Source organism: Chryseobacterium sediminis, assembly GCF_008386505.1.
In the GTDB taxonomy this organism is placed as follows: domain Bacteria; phylum Bacteroidota; class Bacteroidia; order Flavobacteriales; family Weeksellaceae; genus Chryseobacterium; species Chryseobacterium sediminis.
Genome location: NZ_VUNZ01000002.1, coordinates 1 through 22,365 on the forward strand (window position 1 = coordinate 1; position 22,365 = coordinate 22,365).

Here is a 22,365-nt window from a genome sequence, read left to right on the forward strand (position 1 = left end):
AAGTAAAACTTTATTTCTTAATGACCAAATGTTTTTGAAGAAAATTTTAAAGTTTTTTAAGTAACCTTAACCCCTTCTCTTAACCTCAATCACTCTACTCCTGCGCTCCCTTTATTTGGGACTGCAAAGATACAAACTCTTTTTTAACCCGCAACTTTTTTTGAAAAATTTTGAAGTTTTTTTCGTCTGCTTCTTTTTGAAGTATCTTAATGTTTCTGCCTATCTAAAGGCTCTTCTGCGCTACTGATATACTCTCGTTTTCAGTGGGGCAAAGATAACAACTTATACCAACGCAAAACAAATTTATTTAACATAAATTTTACCGTTTCGTAATATTAAGTCCTAAGCCCCTGGAACGCAGGAGGAAAACTTTCAAACACACGTTTGAAAGTTGGGTGAGAGGGCTGGTGAGTTGGAGGGTTTGAGGGTTAGAGGGTGTTGGAGAGAGGATGAGTAATGAGTAATGAGTAATGAAAGATACATTATACTATATATGATATAAGGATAGGTTTGGGCTAAAGCCCGTTCTTATGAAATGGGCATTTGTTTAACCACAGATGACCCAGATTTACACAGATGATCATGTATATATAGAGTGACAGGGTATTTTCATTTGTCATAACTCATCATTTATCATTCACACTTATAATTCATAACTCATAATTTATAATTCATAATTACCCCCTCCCCTAGCCCTGATAGAAATAGCTACCCCGCAGTAAGGGTGGAGAGCGGGTGGGTTTGAGCGTGGGAGAGCCCAGGCGCGAGGAGTAAGAATGGATAGCAGGATATTGCTCCTGATTAAGTGTGAGAGTTTGAGAGTTGGAAAATCGGAGTTTGAGTGTTGTAGAGGGAAAAACGACGAATAGGGCAAAAAAACATTCCGTAAGAATCCTACGTGTGGGACTCCTACGGAATGGGTATAAAACGAAGTTATATTTTTAGTTCAGGACGTATGATGTTCCGTCTCTTCCGTCTTTTAATTCGATTCCTTCTGCAAGCAGTTTGTCTCTAATCTGATCTGAAAGATCGAAATTTTTGGATTTTCTTGCCTGATTTCTCAATTCGATCAACACTTTTAGGGTCTGATCAAGCTTTTCATTGTTATTTTCTTCAACCGTCTGTAATCCCAGAACATCAAAGATAAAAGCATTCAGAGTTGTTTTTAAGTCTTCGAGATCTGTAGTTGAGATAGTTTCTTTAGCATCATTCAGAGCAAAGATGTATTTCACAGCTTCAAACAGGTGAGCAATCAGGATTGGAGAGTTGAAATCATCTGTTAAAGCTTCATATGCTTTATCTTTCCATTCTTTCAGGCTGAAACCGGATTGTTTGGTATCATCGGGAGTGATTGAGTTCAATACTTTTACGGCTTCCATCAATCTGATGAATCCTTTTTCACTGGCTATCATTGCATCGTTTGAAATATCCAGAACACTTCTGTAGTGTGCCTGCAGGAAGCAGAAACGTACAATTGAGGGGTGGAAAGGTTTTTCAAAGAAGTCATTATCACCGGTAACCAGCTGCATCGGAAGGATATAATTTCCTGTAGACTTGCTCATACGCTGAGAATTCATTGTCAACATATTGGCATGCATCCAGTAGTTTACGGGTGCTGCATCATTGCAAGCTTTTCCTTGTGCAATTTCACATTCGTGGTGAGGGAATTTAAGATCCATCCCTCCTCCATGGATATCGAAGGTTTCACCTAAATATTTAGTACTCATTGCAGTACATTCAAGATGCCATCCCGGGAATCCTTCTCCCCAAGGAGAGTTCCATCTCATGATGTGAGCCGGCGATGCTTTTTTCCACAATGCAAAATCCTGTGGGTTTTTCTTTTCTCCCTGCCCGTCAAGATCTCTTGTATTGGCAAAAAGTTCTTCTATATTACGTTTTGAAAGTTCGCCATAGTTCAATCCTCTTTTGTTGTATTCTAATACATCGAAGTATACTGAACCGTTGCTTTCGTAAGCAAAACCTCTTTCAATTAGTTTTTGAGTCAATTCGATCTGCTCTACAATATGTCCTGTAGCGGTAGGTTCAATGTTTGGAGGAAGTAAGTTAAACATATCCAATACTTTATGGAAATCTACGGTGTACTTCTGTACAATTTCCATAGGCTCCAGTTTTTCAAGTCTGGTCTGTTTTACGAATCTGTCGTTATCAACATTTCCATCGTCTGTAAGGTGGCCTGCATCGGTAATATTTCTTACATATCTTACTTTGTACCCCAAATGCGTTAAGGTACGGTAGATAAAATCGAAAGAAAGGAAGGTTCTTACATTTCCCAGATGCACATTACTATACACTGTAGGTCCGCAGACATACATTCCGACATTTCCGTCTAAAATAGGTTTGAATATTTCTTTTTCCGCTGTAAGGGAGTTATATATTTTTAATTGCATTTATTTTAAGTTAAAAGATTTAATAGTTTTAAAGATTCAAAAATTAGTTAAAAAATAATTCTGTCACAACAAATAATTGTCGTGATAAAAATTTTATCTGAAACTTTTTTAAATTTTATCATAATTAAATCGCTTTTAAATGATGCTGTAAATGGTCTACATAATCATTAATAATAAACTCCAATGTAAAAACCTGTGGTTCTGTTTTGGTTGTATCGCAGGTTCTCTGTAATGCTTCATCAGGGATATTTTCTACAACATGAACAATCTGATAGTTCAAAGACTTCCAAAGATCAATAAGATCCGAAGTAGGAACATTCTGATAGTTCTGAGCTTTTACCCAGATATTCTGATCATATACAATATTTTCGTTCTCTTTATATTGAGTGACAACAAATCTACGAATATTTGTAAAAGCGCTGTCACAAAGATGTCCAATAATTTCTTTTTTGGACCATTTTTCCGGAGCGCTTCTGTATGACCATTCTTCTTCAGGGATATTTTGAAATCTCTGAAGCTCTGCATCAATAATATTTTTAAGAATCTGGTAGTTCATTGTTTATTAATCCAGTTTTGCATGGCTTCCTACGTAATGCAGGAATTCCTGTCTTGTAATAGGGTTTGTTCTGAAAATACCACTTAGTTCTGCAGTAATGGTAGAACTTGCGGTATCTTTTATTCCTCTGCAGTTTACACAAAGGTGTTTTGCGTCAATGATACATGCTACATCTTTTGTTCCCAATGCTTCTTTTAAAGCATCTACAATCTGCATTGTAAGTCTTTCCTGAACCTGTGGTCTTTTCGCATAATAATCTACAATCCTGTTGATTTTTGAAAGCCCTATTACCTCTCCATTGGAAATATAAGCTACATGGGCTCTTCCTATGATGGGTAAAAAGTGGTGTTCACAGAAAGAATATACAGTAATATCCTTTTCCACCAACATCTGGCGGTATTTGTATTTATTAGAGAAAGTGGAAATTCCCGGTTTGTTTTCAGGAAGAAGTCCTCCGAAAATCTCATTCACATACATTTTGGCAACACGTCTTGGAGAATCTTTCAGAGAATCATCTGTCATGTCCATTCCCAGTGTTTCCATAATCTCGCCAAAAAGCTCAGTAATTTTTTCTATTTTTTCCTGTGGCGATTTATCAAAAGCATCTTCCCTTATAGGCGTATGTTCTTTTCCAGTGAAAATATCATCGTCGTTATCAGTAAAATCAACCATTTTTATTTAATTTGCAGCAAAAATACGGATAATATCTATTTCTCTATTTCAAATAAGATGAAAAACATTATCTTTTATAGCCATTTCTGATTAAAAAGCCTATGATTATTGTCGAAGAAGTACAACATCAACTCCATAAAAGGGAATTTCTGGAATTCCCGGCCCGCCTTTATCAACACGACAAAAATTATATCCGGCCTTTGGATAAGCATATTGAGGAGATTTTTGATCCTGAAAAAAATAAATTCTTTAAAAATGGAGAGTGTAAAAGGTTTTTGTTTAAAAAGAATAACAAAACGGTAGGCAAAGTAGCCGTTTTTATCAATGGCTGTTATGAACAGAAGCAACCTACAGGAGGGTTTGGTTTTTTCGATTGTATTAATGATCAGGAGACTGCCAATTTTATTTTTGACCATTGTAAAAACTGGCTTCAGGAAAAAGGAATGGAAGCGATGGACGGCCCAATCAATTTTGGAGAACGGGATAAATTCTGGGGACTTTTAATTGAAGGCTTTATTGAACCTTTGTTTGGAATGAATTACAATCTGCCTTATTATAAAGACCTTTTTGAAAATTATGGGTTTCAGATTTATTTTGAGCAGCTTTGTTTTACCAGGCCTGTTTTTGCCGAAGTTTCAAGAATTTTTACGATTGCTCATGAAAAGAACAGAAGAAATCCTGCTATTTCAGCCCAGCCTATGAAAAAGAATAATCTGGCTAAGTTTGCAAAGGATTTTACTGAAGTATATAATAAAGCATGGGCTTGCCACGGGGAAGGAAAGCATCTGGAAGAAGCCAAGGTTTTGAAAATGTTCAATACTATGAAACCTATTATCAATGAGCATATTTCCTGGTTTGTATATGAAAATGAGACACCGATTGCCATGTGGATCAATATTCCGGACCTCAACCAATGGTTTAAATATTTGAATGGAAAATTCGGACCTTTTGAAAAACTCAAGTTCTTGTTTTTAAAACGATTTAAGAAGAATGAGAAAATGGTGGGGCTTGTTTTTGGAGTAGTTCCAGAGTGGCAGAAGAAAGGTATTGACGGATATATGATCTGGGAAGGAACTCCGCATTTGAGAAAACATACGGATTTTAAGATTACAGAACTACAGTGGATTGGTGATTTTAATCCAAAAATGATCAAGATTGCAGAAGCTCTTGAAACTACGGTTACCCGGAAGTTGGCTACTTATAGATATTTATTTGACAGGAGTAAGGAGTTTGAAAGACATACTGGTCTTTAGAGTAAAGATTATGGAAGTTTAATTTCTCCTGGATGCTTTAGTTTATTTGACGCAAAGTTTTATTTGATTCTGTTATATTTTATAGGGAGCAAAGCTGGAATTAACTCTGTTGATTTTTTCTAAGCGGATGTGTAGCCTAAGGCTTACTCATGTTATCTTTAAGTGAAATTCTGTATCAGATTAAAAAATAAAAACCCTGCCTTTTACAGCAGGGTTCCTTCATTTTTGGTACTTTTATTAGAATAGCTCACCGGCTACTTTTTTGATGTTATCACTCTTCCCCATTGAGTAAAAGTGCAGTACTGGAACTCCGAAATCCAGCAATTCTTTGCATTGGGCAATCGCCCATTCTACTCCGATCTGCTTCACGGCTTCATTATTTTTTGCATTTTCTACTTCATTGATCAGTTCTTCAGGAAGATCTATTTTGAATACCTGCGGCAGGATTTTCAAATGTTTCTTCGTAGCAATTGGCTTAATCCCGGGAATAATAGGAACTGTAATCCCCATTTCTCTTGCTTTCTGAACGAATTCAATGTACTTTTTATTGTCGAAAAACATTTGAGTAACGATATAATCTGCTCCGGCATCTACTTTTTGTTTCAGCCACTTCAGGTCGTAATTCATGGAAGGAGCTTCCATATGTTTTTCCGGATATCCGGCAACACCGATGCAGAATTTATTCAATTCATCACAAACCTGCTCTTCATTATGAAGGTATTTTCCTCTTCCAAGGTTATTGATCTGGTCCACAAGATCCATAGCACTCGCATGTCCTCCCTGTGTAGGCTCAAAATACTGATGTCCTTTCATTGCATCTCCCCTTAAAGCCATTACATTGTCTATCCCGAGGTACATACAGTCCACCAACAAATATTCTGTTTCCTCCTTTGTAAAACCTCCGCAAAGAAGATGGGGAACTGTATCTACATTATATTTATGTTGAATAGCGGCACAAATTCCCAGAGTTCCCGGGCGCATTCTTGTAATACGGCGTTCCATAAGGCCATTTCCTTTGTCCAGATAAATATATTCTTCTCTGGATGTGGTAACGTCAATGAAAGGAGGTTTGAACTCCATCAACGGATCTATATTTGTATACAGGTCTTCAATCCCGATTCCTTTCTGTGGCGGAACAACTTCTAAGGAGAATAAAGTTTTTCCATTTGCATTTTTAATGTGTTCTGTTATCTTCATGTCAATGTTAATCTGCTAAATTTGGCGACAACCATTTTCTCGCTTCCTGGATGCTACAACCTCTTCTTGCTGCATAATCTTTAAGCTGGTCTTCTGTAATTTTTCCTAATCCGAAATATTTGGCATGCGGGCTTCCGAAATAATACCCGGAAACAGATGCTGTTGGGAACATGGCAAGGCTTTCTGTAAGGAAAACGCCTGTATTTTCTTCTACTTTTAAAAGATCCCAGATGGTTTTCTTTTCCAGATGGTCTGGGCATGCCGGATATCCCGGTGCCGGACGGATTCCTTTATATTTTTCAGCAATAAGCTCTTCGTTGCTTAGGTTTTCCTGATTGGCATATCCCCAGTATTCTGTTCTTACTTTTTTGTGTAAGAATTCTGCATAAGCTTCTGCGAAACGGTCGGCCAATGCTTTCACCATGATGGAATTGTAATCATCGTTGGCTTTTTCATATTCTGCAGACAGTTCATCAGTTCCAAATCCGGTGGTTACACAGAATGCTCCCACATAATCGGTTTTCCCTGAACTTTGAGGAGCAATGAAATCACTTAGAGCCAGATAGTCTTTACCTTTTGATCTTTGAGCCTGCTGTCTTAATGTTAAAAACTTCGCCTGCTCATTGTTATTTTCATCAAAAATCAGGATATCATCAGATTCGTTGGAATTGGCTTTAAAAATTCCAAAGATGGCTTTTGCGGTTAAAAGCTTTTCATCAAGAATTCTCTTCAGAATCACCTGAGCATCTTTGAATAGTTCTTTTGCTTGAACGCCTACCACCTCATCTTCCAGAATATTCGGGTATTTTCCGTGGAGATCCCAGCTTCTGAAAAACGGCGACCAGTCGATAAAAGGAAGAAGTTCTCTCAGGTCCTGATTTTCGATCACTTTTATTCCTATCGTGTTCGGAGTGAAAATTTCTTCGTTTTCCCAATCAATTTTAAAATGATTTTCTCTTGCTTCTTCAATAGAAACATAATCTTTATCCACCTGTCTGTTCAGGAACTTTTCTCTGAAATCGGAATAGTCATTCTTTAAATCCGAAACATATTCTTTATTTCTGTCACCCAATAATGAACTGACTACGTTTACGGCTCTTGATGCATCATTCACGTGAACGACTGCATTTTTATATTTTAAATCAATTTTCACTGCGGTATGTGCCTTTGAAGTTGTAGCACCACCGATTAATAAAGGAAAATCTAAATTTTGTCTTTCTAATTCTGATGCGATATACACCATTTCATCTAAGCTTGGTGTGATCAGTCCGCTTAATCCTATAACATCTACTTTTTCTGCAATAGCCGTCTGAATGATCTTTTCAGCCGGAACCATTACTCCTAGGTCAACAATTTCATAGTTGTTACAACCTAAAACGACACTCACAATATTTTTACCGATATCATGAACGTCACCTTTTACAGTGGCCATCAAAATCTTTCCGTTGGCTGGTTTTGCCCCGTCTTTTTCAGCTTCAATGAAAGGTTGTAAATAAGCTACTGCCTTTTTCATTACCCTTGCAGACTTTACTACCTGAGGCAGAAACATTTTCCCGCTTCCGAATAAATCTCCTACAACTCCCATCCCTGTCATCAGATTAATTTCGATAACATGAAGTGGTCTTTCGGCCAGTTGTCTTGCTTCTTCTACATCTTCTTCAATAAAACGGTCGATACCTTTTACCAGTGCATAGGTAATTCTTTCCTGTAGTGGATTATTTCTCCATTCTAGGTCTTCGGTTTTTTCTTTTTTGACAGATTTATGTTTTTCTGAATAATCAAGAAGTCTTTCTGTAGCATCTTCTCTTTTATCCAGGATTACGTCTTCTACAAGCTCAAGTAATTCTTTATTGATTTCATCATAAACTTCCAGCATCGCCGGGTTTACAATACCAATGTTCATTCCTGCCTGAATGGCGTGGTAAAGAAAAACAGAGTGCATTGCTTCTCTCACGGTATCATTTCCACGGAAGGAGAAGGAAACATTACTCACTCCCCCACTTACGGATGCATACGGAAGATTTTGTCTTACCCAGCGTGTAGCCTCAATAAAGTCGATGGCATTTCTTCTGTGTTCATCCATTCCCGTTGCTACCGGAAAGATATTCAGATCGAAAATGATATCTTCTGCCGGAAAGCCAAGCTGATTGACTAAAATATCATAAGAACGTTTTGAAATTTCAATTCTTCGGTCAAAATTATCAGCCTGCCCTACCTCATCAAATGCCATTACAATGACGGCAGCTCCGTATCTTTTAATAGCTTTAGCATGTTTGATAAATTCTTCCTCACCTTCTTTCAGACTGATAGAATTTACCACACATTTTCCCTGAGCCACCTGAAGGCCGGCTTCCAGAATTTCCCATTTGGAAGAATCTACCATGATCGGGATTCTTGCAATATCCGGTTCAGAGGCAATTAAATTCAGGAATTTGATCATGGAGGCTTTTCCATCAATCAATCCATCATCAAAGTTAACGTCCAGGATCTGGGCACCTCCTTCTACCTGATGGCGGGCAATATCTAATGCTTCAGAGAATTTCTCCTCTTTGATCAGTCTTAAAAATTTTTTGGATCCGGCAACATTGGTCCTTTCACCAACATTGATGAAATTACTTTCCGGAGTTATGATAAGAGGCTCGAGGCCTGATAATCTTAAATATTTCATTTTATTCTTCTAAAATATAGTAGGCATTATTGGCATTCTGCTTCAATAAATCCCTATGCTTGCTTAAAGCTGTAATCAGTGGAAATCTCTTGTATGCTAAACCATGTTCTCTGGCAAATTCTTCAATCTCCTCTGTGATCTCATTGTAATACATATAACTGTAATTTGGAAACAGGTGATGGGCCACATGAAAATTAAAATTTCCCAACATATTCCTTACTATCCAGTTATTTTCTTTTAAATCATTGGTCACTTCAAACTGGTGACGAAGCCAGCTGAACGGAAGACCATTCTCTTTATTTAATTTCGGAAAGGCATTATCAGGAAGCGGATGCAAAGGCAGTAAAACAAACAATGCAAAAATACTTGCTGAAATCACCTGTAAAAACCACGCTCCTAAAGCCAATCCTATTGATACTTTAAAGAACAATACAGGAATTACAATCTGATAAAAGAAATAGAACAGTTTATAACTGATCATTTTTATTTTTTCTCTAACAGGTATTTGTCCCTGTGTTTTTAAAATCACCCTTTCCTTATCAAAGAAGTCTCTGAAGTCTCTTATAAACATCCAGTTGAACAAATACAACGGATATACTAAAAAGAAAAACTTATCCTGATATTTCTGTACTCCTTTCGCTTTGATCCAGGGAACGATTAAAAGCAATCCACTCTGTTCGATATCTGTATCCCATCCATCCACATTAGGATAAGCATGATGGCTGGCGATGTGTCTTTTTTTCCAGATGTAGGAATTGGCTCCTATAAAATCAAAAATGTGAAGGACTAAGTTATTCAGCCTTTTACTTTTATAAATGTTGTTATGGGCCGCTTCGTGGATTAGATTTAAATAAATCAAAACCAGGGAAATTCCCATTAAAACAAAACTCAGAATATACATCCAGTGCTTTTCAGCATTCAAAAGAGCCAGAATATATAAGCCAATATAGATTAGCGGCAGAATAACCGCTTTGATCTGAATGTAGAGATCCCTGTTTTCAGGAATAGCTTCTACCCGTTGGTTTACTTTCTTTCTCAACTCATTAAATAGTCTGACATCTTCCGAATCTTTTAAATAAATTGGCTTTTCCATTATATTTAACTTTGTGGTTTACTTAAAGTTAACATTTATAATCCAGCCTTCATTCTTGATTTTAATTAAAAAAATCTATCAAATCACACAAATTCCTTCAATTTCCTTGGGGGATATTGCTCTACCAGGTCAGCAATCGCCTTTATATGCTCAGGAGTTGTTCCGCAGCATCCCCCGATAATATTGATCAATCCTTTTTCCACATATTCTTTGATCTGTCTTGCCATGTCTTCCGGAGTTTCGTCATATTTTCCAAAAGCATTGGGTAAACCTGCATTCGGATACGCTGAAACGTAGAATTCTGAATTATGGGCCAGTGTTTCAAGATAAGGAGTCAGCTGATCTGCTCCCAATGCACAGTTGAAACCTACGCTTAATAAATTCAGGTGGGAAACTGAGATCAGAAAAGCTTCTGCGGTCTGTCCGCTCAAAGTTCTTCCTGAAGCATCAGTAATGGTTCCTGAAACCATGATCGGAATTTTTATTCCTCTTTCATCCTGTAGTTCGTCAATGGCAAACAAGGCTGCTTTTGCGTTCAAGGTATCAAAGATGGTTTCTACCAAAAGAATATCTGAACCACCATCCAGCAAAGCTTCACATTGCTGCTTATAAGCTACTCTCAGTTCTTCAAAAGTGATAGCTCTGTATCCTGGATCATTAACATCAGGGCTTAAACTCGCTGTTCTGTTCGTTGGCCCGATAGATCCTGCTACAAATCTCGGTTTGTCCGGATTTTTCGCAGTGTACTCGTCACAGGCTTTTCTTGCAATCTTCGCAGATTCATAGTTCAGGTCATAAACCAATTCTTCCATATGATAATCTGCCATAGCAATGGTAGTTCCTGAAAATGTATTGGTTTCAATGATATCTGCTCCGGCTTCAAGATATTTCTTGTGAACTTCTTCAATAGCCTGAGGCTGTGTCAGAGAAAGAAGATCATTATTTCCTTTTACCGGATGTTCCCAGTCTTTGAAACGCTCGCCACGATAGTCTTCTTCTTCAAACTTGTATCTCTGAAGCATAGTTCCCATAGCACCGTCAAGAATTAAAATTCTTTCGGATAAAGCTTTATATAATTGTTCTGAATTCTTCATTTTTAAATGTTTTGGCTAAAGCATATTCCTATTAAATTAATCAAGAGCCTGTTTAAGATCTGCTATGATATCCTCCACATTTTCCAATCCTACTGAACAACGAACCAACCCTGCTGTAATTCCTACTTCATTTCTTTCTTCGTCTGACAGTTTGGAATGGGTAGTTGATGCCGGATGGGTAACGATTGTTCTTGTATCACCTAAATTAGCAGAAAGCGAACACATTTGTATCTTATCTAAAAAGGCTCTTCCTCCTTCTATTCCGCCCTTTATTTCAAATGCTACAATATTTCCTCCAAGCTTCATCTGCTTTTTGGCGACTTCATAACTCGGGTGGGATTTAAGGAATGGATATTTTACTAAGTCTACGTTTGGATGATTTTCTAAAAACTCGGCTACCTTCAATGCATTCTCACAGTGCTTTTCTACACGAATAGCCAATGTTTCAAGGCTTTTTGATAATACCCAGGCATTAAATGGAGATAATGCAGGACCTGTATTTCTTGCGAAAAGATAAATTTCTCTGATCAGGTCTTCTTTTCCTACGGCTATTCCTCCTAAAACTCTTCCCTGTCCGTCAATCAGTTTCGTTGCTGAGTGTACAACAATATCTGCACCATATTTGATTGGCTGTTGAAGATAAGGTGTTGCAAAACAGTTATCTACAATAAATATCAGATTATGTTTTTTTGCAATCTGCCCGAAAAACTCCAGATCCAAAATTTCAATAGCCGGATTGGTAGGAGTTTCAAGATATAAGATCTTTGTATTAGGCTTAATGTATTGTTCAACATTTTCTGCATCTTCCGCTTTGAAATAAGTAGTTTCGATATTCCATTTCGGGAAGTATTTAGTAAATAATGTATGGGTAGATCCGAAAACGGACTGACAGCTTACGATATGATCTCCAGCATTCAACAAAGCAGCAAATGTAGAATAGATGGCAGCCATCCCTGTTGCAAAGGCATATCCTGCTTCTGCTCCTTCCATTTTAGCGATCTTATCTGTAAACTCCGTTACATTGGGATTAGAGAAACGGCTGTATAAATTTTTAGGTTTTTCTTCTGCAAAGCTTGCTCTCATATCCTCTGCATCCTGAAATATGAAACTGGAGGTAAGGTATAAGGGTGTAGAATGTTCATCAAACTGACTTCTTTCAGTCTGGGTTCTTATTGCTGATGTTTCAAAATTTTCCATATAGTTTTAATTTAAATAATGTACAATGTATCTGTGGCGACCCATTTAAACTTGGTTAAATACGTCTTTCGGCATTGCTTTCATCATCATTAATACATTGTACATTTTATTTTGTACAAATTATTTAGTTTCACTTACTCTTAAAATATCCCCGAAAACTCCTCTGGCTGTTACCTGCGCACCAGCCCCGGCTCCCATAATTACAATTGGGTTTTCACCATAGCTTTCTGTATAAATCTCAAAAATTGAATCTGAACCTTTTAATTGACCTAAGGCTGAAGTTGCCGGAACAGAAATCAGTTTCACATCCAATTCGCCTTTATCTTTCTGCAGATCGCCATGCAGATCACCTACATATCTCAATACATGCCCAGGTTCCTGATTTTCTTTGATTTTCTGATACTCTTCGTCCAGTTCATCAAGTCTTGAAAGGAATTCTGATTTTGAAACTTCAAGCAGACTTTCCGGAACCAGATTTTGAATATTGATATCTCCGAATTCGTTGATAAGGTCTAATTCTCTTGCCAGAATCAATAATTTTCTTGCTACGTCGTTTCCTGACAGGTCTTCTCTTGGATCCGGTTCTGTGTATCCTTTTTCCAACGCCTCATTGATAATTGTTGAAAATTTATCGTCTCTTAAAGAAAAATTATTGAAAACATAGCTCAATGTTCCTGAGAACACTCCTTTGATTCTCGTGATATTTTCTCCTGAAAGGTGTAATAATTTGATCGTGTCAATTAATGGCAAACCTGCACCCACATTGGTTTCATACAGATAACGTCTGTTGTTTTTATTCAACGTATATCTTAGTTTTCTGTACTCTTCAATCGGAAGGGTGTTAAAAATCTTGTTTGAAGAAACCAGATCGAATCCGTTTTCTGCCAAAGCATGATAATTCTTCACAAAATCCTTACTTGCTGTGTTATCCACAACGATAAGGTTTTCCAGCTGGTTTTCGTTGGAAAAATTAATAAGTTCCTGAATACTGGAAGGATGTTCTGCTGTCAAAACCTCATCACTCCAATTCGCATCAAATCCTTTTTTATTGAAGGCTATTTTCTTTGAATTGGCTACTGCCACTACTTTAAGGTCTATTTTTTTACGTCTTTTAATCTCTTCTGAAGATTCCAGTACCTGTTCTATCAAGGTCTTTCCTACGTTTCCGTGACCAATGATTGCCAGATGAACGGTCTTTGGCTTTTTGAAAATTTCAGATTCTATAATATTTTTTGTTTTTTCATCCTGTGAAGATGTCACTACGATGTTAACTCTGTTTTCCCCTGCCACCTGATTCAGCAATAATGGGAATACATTGTTTCTGGCCAGTTCAGCAAAGACTTTATTGAAATCTTCTGCTACAAAACCGATCACAGAAACATTATTGATACTGTAAATCTGAGAAACTTTTCCAGATTTTCTTTCTGCTTCAAATTCATCAATAAGACAGGCAACTGCTTTTTCAGCATCATTTTCCTGAACCAAGATAGAGATTCCGTTTTCTATTGCCTGTTGAGAGATTACTCCCACACTGATACGCGCCAAAGTAAGCGCTTTAAAAATTCGTCCGTCAATCCCGATTTCTCCCAGGAAATCTTCTCCTTCAAATTTGACGATTGATCTGTTCTTCAAAAATTTTATTTCGTTAGCATTTTTCATTACTTCTGTAAAATGTTTTTAATGATATTATTTAATTGTTGATATTCCATTAGGAAGGCATCATGCCCGTGTATAGATTGGATCTCGTGATAAGAAACATTCTTATTTTTCTCTTTTAGGTTTTCAAAACACATTCGGATTTCAGAAGCCGGGAAGAATAAGTCTGTATCTACGGAGATCATGTGCATTCGTGCTTCTATTTTCTCCAGTGCCGATTCATCAGCATTGATATTCATTAAGAGATGGTTCATCAGTTTGTACGCCTTTAAACTAAATCTTTCGTTTAGTGCATTACCATGATAAACCAACCAGTCTTCTGACTTCAGGCGTTGTTTTTCCTGATTATATTGGTTTTGAAATCTGTCATTGAGTGACTGTGGAGTTCTGTAACACAGCATGGCATGAATTCTTGCTTTCTGCAGTGGCTCATCTTTATCATTCAATAAAAATTCCTGAACCAGACATTGGGCATGAAGCCAGTCGTGTGTTCTGTAATCACAGGCAATAGGAATAAATATTTCTGCCAGATCCGGCTGCTTTGTAAGCATCTCCCAGGCAATTCCTCCTCCCAGAGAGCCTCCAATAATGGCATATATGTTTTTGATATGTAAAAATTCAAGTCCTTTCAGAAATATCGCAGCGATATCTGAAGGGGTAAAATCTTCATAGTCTTCAATTAAAAAATCGTCATAACCGTTTCCGGGTATATTGAAACACAGAACTGTGTATTGATCCGTATCAATAATCTGATTTTTTCCCACCAACTGTTTCCACCATCCTTTTTCTCCGGATACCTCTGAATTTCCGGTAAGGGCATGATTGATTAAAATGATGGGTGCTGTAAACAGATCTTTCCCAAAAAGCTGATAGCTTAACGGGATATGATATTCCTTTTGGGAATTGGTTTGATACGAAAGATTTATATAGTTTAGTTCTGTTTTCAATTCTATTATATTTTAATACAAATACAATTGAAAATGCCACAGGAAATGGCTGAAAAGAACTTCAGTAAGTTATCTGTCCAAAATACTTTGGTAGAACGTAGCACCTTCTTTGCTTGCGCAAAGGGTTGCTAAGGTTTCATAGGGTCTAATCCCTCAACCTTTCTTGATAACATTTTCAATATTTGAATGAACGAATGGTGCAAAGGTAGTTCTTTTCTTTTAATTTCAAAAAAAAATTATTTTAATATTTAAAAAAGCCTTTAAATACAAGTATTTCAAGGCCATATTAATAATTGTTCAGATGAAAAAAATTGGAATTATTTTTCAAAAAAACTAACTTCGTATGGAAAAATGATGAGATATGACCGCCGAAAAAGAAAGATTACAAGATACTAAATGGAAAAACTGGGGACCTTATGTAAGCAATCGTCAATGGGGAAATGTACGTGAGGATTACAGCTCAAACGGGAATGCCTGGGATTTTACCAATCATAATAACGCCGAAAGCTATGCTTACCGCTGGGGAGAGGAAGGCATCGCTGGAATTTCTGATGTAAAACAGCTGTTCTGTTTTGCTTTTTCATTTTGGAACAGAAAAGATAAAATGGTAAAAGAACGGTTCTTCGGATTGAGCAACCCTCAGGGAAATCATGGTGAAGACATCAAAGAAATTTTTTATTACCTGGATAATACACCTACTCACAGCTATATGAAAATGGTGTATAAATACCCCATCAATGAGTTTCCGTATGATGAACTTCTTGCGGAAAACGGAAAACGCAGCAAAAAGGAACCCGAATATGAGATTTTCGATACCGGAATTTTTGACAATGACGAGTATTTCGATATTTTCATAGAATACTGTAAAGCTGATCACAACGATATTCTGGCAAGAGTAACCGTCTGCAACCGAAGCCAACATGATGCTCCCATCGTAGTAGCACCTACTGCCTGGTTCAGAAACAACTGGAAATGGGGTTACAATGCCTATAAAGCAGAAATGAATGCTTCTCATGACGGAAGTATCAATATTGGACATGACAGTATTTCTATTAAAAAACTCTATTCCCGAAATTCAAATGCACAAAGTGTATTTTGTGACAATGAAACCAATACGTCCAGACTTTACGGAACTCCTAAAACGGAGAATATGTATTTCAAAGACGGTATTAACCATTTTATTATTCATCAGGGAGACACTGTAAACCCTGAAAAAAAAGGGACAAAAGCTTCTTTTCTGATTGATGAAGTTGTGGGAGCAGGAGAATCTAAAATTTTTGAATTCAGATTATGTCCTGATGAGACGGATCAACCTTTTGAAAATTTTGATACTATTTTCAATACCCGACAGGCTGAAGCAGAGGAGTTTTATAATGATATCCAGAATGATACCGTAAATGAAGATGAAAGAAATGTTCAGCGACAGGCTTTTGCCGGACTTCTTTGGAATAAACAGTTTTATCACTACAATATCGGAAAATGGCTGAAAGGTGATCCTAATTTTGAAGCGCCAAGAAACTTCAATGAATATGTAAGAAATACTGAATGGAATCATCTTCACAATAAGGATATTATTTCCATGCCCGATAAATGGGAGTATCCATGGTATGCTACCTGGGATCTGGCATTCCACTGTGTACCTTTTTCTATCATAGATGCAGAGTTTGCCAAGGGACAGCTTTTATTGCTTACTAAAGAATGGTATATGCATCCCAACGGACAGCTTCCTGCTTACGAATGGAATATGAGTGATGTAAACCCGCCTGTACATGCCTGGTCGTGCTTCCGTGTTTTTAAAATTGATGAAAAAAATAATGGAAAACCGGATTTATTATTTTTAGAAAAAGTATTCCAGAAGTTGCTGCTGAATTTTACGTGGTGGGTGAACAGAAAGGATAAAAACGGTAAAAATATTTTCGGAGGCGGTTTCCTTGGCCTTGATAATATTGGTGCTTTTGACAGAAATATGGTTTTAAAGGACGGCCAGCATCTTGAACAGGCGGACGGAACAAGCTGGATGGCCATGTATGCATTGAATATGATGCGTATTGCCATGGAACTTGCCCAATATTATCAGGTGTATGAAGATATGGCGATCAAGTTTTTTGAACATTATCTTTATATCGCCGAGGCTATGGAAAACCTGGGTGAAGGAACGAAAGGGCTTTGGAATGAGGAAGACGGCTTCTTCTATGATGTATTACAGCTTGGAAACGGAGACAGTGTTTCTTTAAGATTAAGAAGTATTGTAGGTTTGATTCCGATGTTTGCTGTTGAAATTGTAGATCACCGTTTATTGGAAAAGATGCCGAATTTCAGAAGCAGAATGGAATGGATCTTAAAAAATAAACCGGAACTTACAAAGCTTGTCTCTCACTGGGACGAGGAAGGACATGGACGAAAACACCTGATGAGTATCCTCCGCAAAAACAGATTAACAAAAGTTTTGACCAGAATGCTTGATGAGAATGAGTTTCTAAGCTCTTACGGAATCCGGGCAATGTCTAAAGTATATGAAGAAAATCCTTTTGTATTCTCTGTGCATGGAACGGAAAACATGGTCTATTATACGCCTGCAGAAAGTGACAGCCGAATGTTTGGAGGAAACAGCAACTGGCGCGGACCGATATGGTTTCCTATCAATTTTCTGATTGTTGAAAGTTTACAACGCTTCCATTATTATTATGGAAACAGTCTGAAAGTAGAACTTCCAACAGGAAGTGGTGATAAAAGAAACCTTGATGAAGTCGCTCAAAATATCAGCAAAAGACTTTGTTCTTTATTTTTAAAAGATGAACATGGGCAAAGGGCTTTCAATGGAGGTAATCCGAAGTTCAACTATGATGAACATTTCAGAGATTATATTACATTCTTTGAATATTTCCATGGAGATAACGGCCGAGGTGTAGGAGCTTCCCACCAGACAGGATGGACGGCCACTGTAGCAAAACTGATAAAACCAAGACTTACCTTCTAGATGAGTAATAAAAAAGCCGGATAAATTATCCGGCTTTTTATATTTTTAGATAAGAGATTAAATTTTCTCTCCGTTCACGTATACTTCGTATCCGATTTCTACATTCGGTTCTAAAGTCTTTGATACGGAACAGTATTTTTCAAAAGAAAGTTCTGCTGCTTTTAATGCTTTTTTAGGATCAATTTCTCCTTCTAAAAGAAACTTAACATTAATAGCTTTAAAAGGTTTTGCATCATCTACCTGCACTCTCTCTCCTTCTACCTCTGCCTGGAAACTCTTGATATCCTGACGCTGCTTCTTTAAAATAGAAACCACATCAATTCCGCTGCAGCCTGCTACGGCCATCAGTACACTTTCCATGGGAGAAACTCCTTTTGCTCCCGGCTGGGAAGTGTTATCCAAAAGAATAGAATTCCCCTGAGCATTTGTACATTCAAATAAAAAATCGTCGTTTATTCTGTTAAGTGTAATTTTCATTATTTATTGCTTATTGCTTCTACAAAGTTATAAAATTCCTCTCGCTTTTATCTCCAGATATTTATTGATAACATCAATATTCAAATTTTCCGGAAGTGTATATACGGTATAGATTCCATATTTGCGGAGTTCCTGAATAATGAGCTTCTTTTCAAATTCAAATTTCTCAGCAATAATCTCATCATATATTTCCTGCATATTTTCAGGGTTTTTGTTGGTAAGTGTCTGCAGTTCGGAATTTTTGAAAAATACAACTACCAGTAAATGGTTTTTCGCAATTCCACGCAGATATTTCAACTGTCGGTTCAGTCCATCCAGTGTTTCAAAGTTTGTAAAAAGCAGAATTAAACTTCTTTGATTGATTGAGTATTTCACATCCTGATACAAACGGTTGAAGTCGCTTTCAAAAAAATCCGTTTTAATATTGTAAAGTGCTTCGGAAATTTTTTTCAGCTGACCGGATTTATTATCAGCAGCAATTTTATTTTCAGCTTTTTTAGAAAATGTCATCATTCCGGCTCTGTCTCCTTTTCTCAAAATAATATGAGACAATGCCATGGTTGCATTAATGGAATAATCCAGTAAACTTAGTCCGTTGAAAGGCATTTTCATTGTACGTCCTTTATCTATCAGCATAAAAATACGCTGTGATTTTTCATCCTGAAACTGGTTAACCATCAAACGGTTTGTCTTCGACGTCGCTTTCCAGTTGATCGTTCTGATATCATCTCCGGGCACATATTCTTTGATCTGCTCAAATTCCATCGTGTGTCCCAGTTTTCTGACCTTTTTAATTCCTCCCAATAAAAATTCACTTTGAATAGCCATCAATTCATATTTTCTGAGATGAATAAAGGACGGATAAGAAGGAAGCATAGCTTCTTTCTGAAAAACAAATCTTTTTGAAATCAAACCTAATGGTGAAGATGCATAAATATTCAAACCTCCGAAATGATACTCTCCTCTTTCTTTGGGCTCTAAAGAGTATTGAAAGAATGTATTTGCTCCCGAAGCAATCTGCTTTTCAATCAAAAAGTCTCTTTTCTGAAACTGGAACGGAATTTCATCAATAATCTTGGTGGCTATGGTAAAACTGTAATTATTTTTGATATCAATTTTTACAAAATTCTCATCTCCGTTAGACAGTTTTTCCGGTAATATTCTTTGAACCTGTAGCGCATTCTTTTGGTTAAAAAGCAACAGAAAATCTACCATTGCAGCCAAAAAACAGATCAGGAGTGCGATATGGGCTACCCACATCAGCACAGGAAAGAAAAATGTCAGGACATACAGAATCCCCACTCCGATGAGTGTAAAAAAGAAACGTGTATTGATGTATAAGTTTTTCATTATTTAGTTTGCAGGTTGCAGATTATAGGTTTTTAGGAGGACGTTTATTAGCTCTATCTCTTTCATTTTTATTGTTGGAGTGAGTTTATTAATCCGTTCAGCATTTTAGATATTTCTATAATCTTTTCATTTAGTTTTAAATAATCGTCTTCATTTAAAAATTTGAGATTTTTTGAGATAATTAATTGTGTTTCTACTTCTGCACAACTTCCTCGAGATATTTTTAAAAATTGTAGATAATCAGGTTTACTTCTTCTTGAGTTTCCTTCGGCAATATTAGATGGTATAGAGACAGAAGCCCTTCTGATTTGTGATATCAATCCGTAGATCTCATCTTTAGGAAAAACCTCTGTAGTTTTATAAATTTCAGTAACAAGATCTATAGATTTCTGCCAAACTAAAAGCTCTTTAAAATTTGCCATATTGAATATTTTGTCCTTTAATTAGTTTTTGGCTATCCATTCCCAGCTACCTGCTACCTGCCACCTATTATCAACTACCTATTATCAACTACCTACCTAGGAATCTCTATTCCTTCTAAAATCTGGCGGATAATCTCATCTGCGGTTAAACCTTCCATTTCTCTTTCCGGAGATACAATTACCCTGTGTCTTAAAACTGCGTAGCTTGCTTCTTTAATATCTTCAGGAGTCACAAAATCTCTTCCTCTCAGCGCTGCAAATGCTTTTGATGCGGTAAGAAGTGCCAATGAAGCTCGCGGTGAAGCTCCCAAATACAAGAACTGGTTTTCTCTTGTATTGATGATAATCTTAGCAATATATTCCATCAGCTGACTTTCCACAATGATTTCTTTTACCAGATGCTGGTAGTTTTTCAATTGCTCAGCGGTAATTACACGGTTTACCCCTTCAGTTTTATCTTCTTTTTTACTTTCGTGCTGATTTTTAATGATCGCGATTTCCTGCTCAAGAGTAGGATATCCTACATTGATTTTGAATAAGAAACGGTCAAGCTGAGCTTCCGGAAGTCTGTATGTCCCTTCATGCTCTATAGGGTTTTGTGTAGCGATAACAAGGAAAGGCTCTTCCAGGATATAACGTGTCCCGTCCATCGTGATTTGTCTTTCTTCCATTACTTCAAATAATGCAGACTGTGTTTTTGCGGGCGATCTGTTGATCTCATCAATCAGAATGAAGTTGGAGAAGATAGGTCCTTTCTTAAATTCAAATTCTGAGTTTTTTACGTTGAATACAGATGTTCCCAAAATATCAGAAGGCATTAGATCCGGCGTGAACTGAATTCTGCTGAAACCTACATCAATGGTTTTAGCCAGTAATTTCGCTGTGATGGTTTTGGCTACTCCGGGAACACCTTCAATCAAAACGTGTCCGTTTGAAAGTAATGCGGCCAAAAGATGTTCAATCATTTTCTCCTGCCCTACGATTACTTTTCCGATCTCAGATTTTACTTTCTCTAAGCTTGCGCGAAGTTCAATCATATCAATTCTCGACTGAAACTGCTCTTCCTGTTTATTAAGATTGATAGAGCTTTGGTTTTCTATATTGGCGTTATCAAAATTTTCCATAATAAATTTTATTTGGATCAGTCTGACAATGAACAACGGTATTCCTTCATGTGAATTGTCGTTATCAGCATTGAAAAACTGTTACATCGTTAGGTTATTATATTGTTATATTATTTAAGTATTTCATCAAGGATTTTATTGATCCTTGTAAGATCTTCTTTTATTACACTGGCGTAAGGATCCTGCCCTTTTTTAATAAGCATTATAGCTTCATTGATCATCTCCATGCTTTTCCCGGTTTTCAGTTGTAGTTTTTTTGCAAACTCTTCATCCAAGTGCTGGGTATCTATCAACAGATCCATTCTCACTTTGTTCAAAAAATACTGAGCTTTCTTCGCCATCATATCATGGAAATCACCTTCCTGAAGATACAGATTTCCAATACTTTTCACAAAATCTAAAGAGGTATTTCTCAATGGCTCTGTTACCGGCACTATTCTCTGTTTTCTTTTTGCATTAAAGAAAATGAAAAGAACGAACCCTCCTAAAAATACCCACCACGCATATTTTAAAGCCGGATTTGATAATACAAATCTCATGAAGAAACGTGATGTTGAACTTTTATTGGATACAAACCAAAGGGTTTCCCTATCCGGAAGATATGAAAATACATCCTGAGCATATTTTACATTTCCAGGTTTCAGAAGATAATAATTCGTAAGAAAAAGAGGTTCAGTATGGGCGTAGATATATCCTTTCCCAAATTTCACTTTAATAAAGTTGGCCTGATCTGTATTCTTCTTCTCCACCGTTTTCCCCAGGACTTCAACTTTAGGTTTAATGAATGAAAATCCTCTTCCAGACGGAAATTTATCTAATGTAATAAAATCATTCTGATATTTTGTGTCGGTAAGTTTAAGTACGTTTTCCTCTTCAAAAGAGATTTCGGAATCATAATATCCAATACTGTCTGAAATTTCTTTCGGCATACGGGTTACCATCAAAAAAGCATCCGATCCCTCAGAAACTTGATTGAGGATTTTTTTCCATGATTCTCCGTCAATGTTGTTTTCAATAACAACGATATTATGAACCCCTTTTTTGTGCTGGTTGTAATATTCGTAAGGAATCTGCTCAATTTTCTTCAGATTATTTTTAAAAAGATATTGAGATTCTTTATTAAAAATAAACAGTCCGAACGGAGACTTTTCATTGATGTCAAAATTCTTGCGCCAGTCTGTCGTTTCTTTTTTGTTAACTTCAAGCAATGCCAAAATAACCATCACAATGATGAAAATTGCAGCATATGTTTTGAAAGTTTTATTCATGGTTAT

Annotated in this window: 17 protein-coding genes and 1 riboswitch; of the genes, 2 read left to right on the plus strand and 15 right to left on the minus strand. The window is 36.8% G+C overall.

All coding sequences use genetic code 11. The annotated features are described in order from the left end of the window. Positions 1 to 941: 941 nt before the first annotated feature. From cysS to folE, 3 genes are all read right to left on the minus strand, one after another. Positions 942 to 2,408 carry a cysteine--tRNA ligase gene (gene cysS / locus FW780_RS12070; protein WP_149833860.1) on the minus strand — a complete coding sequence of 489 codons (1,467 nt, stop codon included), beginning with the start codon at positions 2,406 to 2,408 and terminating at the stop codon, positions 942 to 944. Positions 2,409 to 2,532: 124 nt separating this feature from the next. Then, positions 2,533 to 2,964 (minus strand): DinB family protein, encoded by a 432-nt coding sequence (locus FW780_RS12075; protein WP_149833861.1) that lies wholly within the window; start codon positions 2,962 to 2,964, stop codon positions 2,533 to 2,535. Between the two features lie 6 nt (positions 2,965 to 2,970). Next, on the minus strand, positions 2,971 to 3,636 hold the full coding sequence (folE, locus tag FW780_RS12080; RefSeq protein WP_034694807.1) for a GTP cyclohydrolase I FolE: 666 nt from the start codon (positions 3,634 to 3,636) through the stop codon (positions 2,971 to 2,973). A 101-nt stretch (positions 3,637 to 3,737) separates the two neighbouring features. Between folE and FW780_RS12085 the strand changes: the two genes are divergently transcribed. Continuing rightward, the gene (locus FW780_RS12085; protein WP_149833862.1) at positions 3,738 to 4,889 is read left to right on the plus strand and encodes a hypothetical protein; all 1,152 of its coding nucleotides are present in this window, start codon (positions 3,738 to 3,740) and stop codon (positions 4,887 to 4,889) included. 237 nt (positions 4,890 to 5,126) lie between these two features. Here the strand turns inward: FW780_RS12085 and metF are convergent, their stop codons facing one another. The 7 genes from metF to FW780_RS12120 form a co-directional block, all read right to left on the minus strand. Further along, on the minus strand, positions 5,127 to 6,086 hold the full coding sequence (gene metF / locus FW780_RS12090; RefSeq protein WP_123320601.1) for a methylenetetrahydrofolate reductase [NAD(P)H]: 960 nt from the start codon (positions 6,084 to 6,086) through the stop codon (positions 5,127 to 5,129). 7 nt (positions 6,087 to 6,093) lie between these two features. Further along, a complete protein-coding gene (metH, locus tag FW780_RS12095) occupies positions 6,094 to 8,754 on the minus strand; it encodes a methionine synthase (protein WP_149833863.1) in 2,661 nt (886 codons plus the stop codon). A 1-nt stretch (position 8,755) separates the two neighbouring features. After that, positions 8,756 to 9,847: a fatty acid desaturase family protein gene (locus tag FW780_RS12100; RefSeq protein ID WP_149833864.1), complete on the minus strand. Its 1,092-nt coding sequence runs from the start codon at positions 9,845 to 9,847 to the stop codon at positions 8,756 to 8,758. An 83-nt stretch (positions 9,848 to 9,930) separates the two neighbouring features. Continuing rightward, on the minus strand, positions 9,931 to 10,941 hold the full coding sequence (locus FW780_RS12105; protein ID WP_105683385.1) for a homocysteine S-methyltransferase family protein: 1,011 nt from the start codon (positions 10,939 to 10,941) through the stop codon (positions 9,931 to 9,933). A gap of 36 nt (positions 10,942 to 10,977) precedes the next feature. Beyond that, entirely contained in the window at positions 10,978 to 12,138 is a 1,161-nt protein-coding gene (locus tag FW780_RS12110) for an O-succinylhomoserine sulfhydrylase (RefSeq protein WP_149833865.1), read from the minus strand. A gap of 120 nt (positions 12,139 to 12,258) precedes the next feature. Beyond that, positions 12,259 to 13,797 carry an ACT domain-containing protein gene (locus FW780_RS12115; RefSeq protein ID WP_149833866.1) on the minus strand — a complete coding sequence of 513 codons (1,539 nt, stop codon included), beginning with the start codon at positions 13,795 to 13,797 and terminating at the stop codon, positions 12,259 to 12,261. Next, positions 13,797 to 14,741 carry an alpha/beta fold hydrolase gene (locus FW780_RS12120; protein WP_149833867.1) on the minus strand — a complete coding sequence of 315 codons (945 nt, stop codon included), beginning with the start codon at positions 14,739 to 14,741 and terminating at the stop codon, positions 13,797 to 13,799. Before FW780_RS12120 ends, FW780_RS12115 begins: the two co-directional genes overlap by 1 nt. Before the next feature lie 66 nt (positions 14,742 to 14,807). Continuing rightward, positions 14,808 to 14,914: riboswitch (SAM riboswitch) on the minus strand. 188 nt (positions 14,915 to 15,102) lie between these two features. Here FW780_RS12120 and FW780_RS12125 point away from each other — a divergent pair. After that, complete coding sequence (locus FW780_RS12125; protein WP_149833868.1) at positions 15,103 to 17,718, plus strand: MGH1-like glycoside hydrolase domain-containing protein; 2,616 nt, start codon at positions 15,103 to 15,105, stop codon at positions 17,716 to 17,718. A gap of 57 nt (positions 17,719 to 17,775) precedes the next feature. On the opposite strand, the gene FW780_RS12130 is transcribed toward FW780_RS12125, so the two are convergent. The 5 genes from FW780_RS12130 to FW780_RS12150 all read right to left on the minus strand — a co-directional run bounded on the left by FW780_RS12130 (position 17,776) and on the right by FW780_RS12150 (position 22,359). Then, on the minus strand, positions 17,776 to 18,195 hold the full coding sequence (locus FW780_RS12130) for an OsmC family protein (RefSeq protein ID WP_149833869.1): 420 nt from the start codon (positions 18,193 to 18,195) through the stop codon (positions 17,776 to 17,778). 27 nt (positions 18,196 to 18,222) lie between these two features. Then, a complete protein-coding gene (locus tag FW780_RS12135; protein ID WP_149833870.1) occupies positions 18,223 to 19,545 on the minus strand; it encodes a DUF58 domain-containing protein in 1,323 nt (440 codons plus the stop codon). A 68-nt stretch (positions 19,546 to 19,613) separates the two neighbouring features. After that, positions 19,614 to 19,967: a four helix bundle protein gene (locus tag FW780_RS12140; RefSeq protein ID WP_149833871.1), complete on the minus strand. Its 354-nt coding sequence runs from the start codon at positions 19,965 to 19,967 to the stop codon at positions 19,614 to 19,616. Positions 19,968 to 20,059: 92 nt separating this feature from the next. After that, on the minus strand, positions 20,060 to 21,091 hold the full coding sequence (locus FW780_RS12145; protein ID WP_149833872.1) for an AAA family ATPase: 1,032 nt from the start codon (positions 21,089 to 21,091) through the stop codon (positions 20,060 to 20,062). Between the two features lie 110 nt (positions 21,092 to 21,201). Further along, entirely contained in the window at positions 21,202 to 22,359 is a 1,158-nt protein-coding gene (locus FW780_RS12150) for a hypothetical protein (protein ID WP_149833873.1), read from the minus strand. Between the last annotated feature and the right edge of the window lie 6 nt (positions 22,360 to 22,365).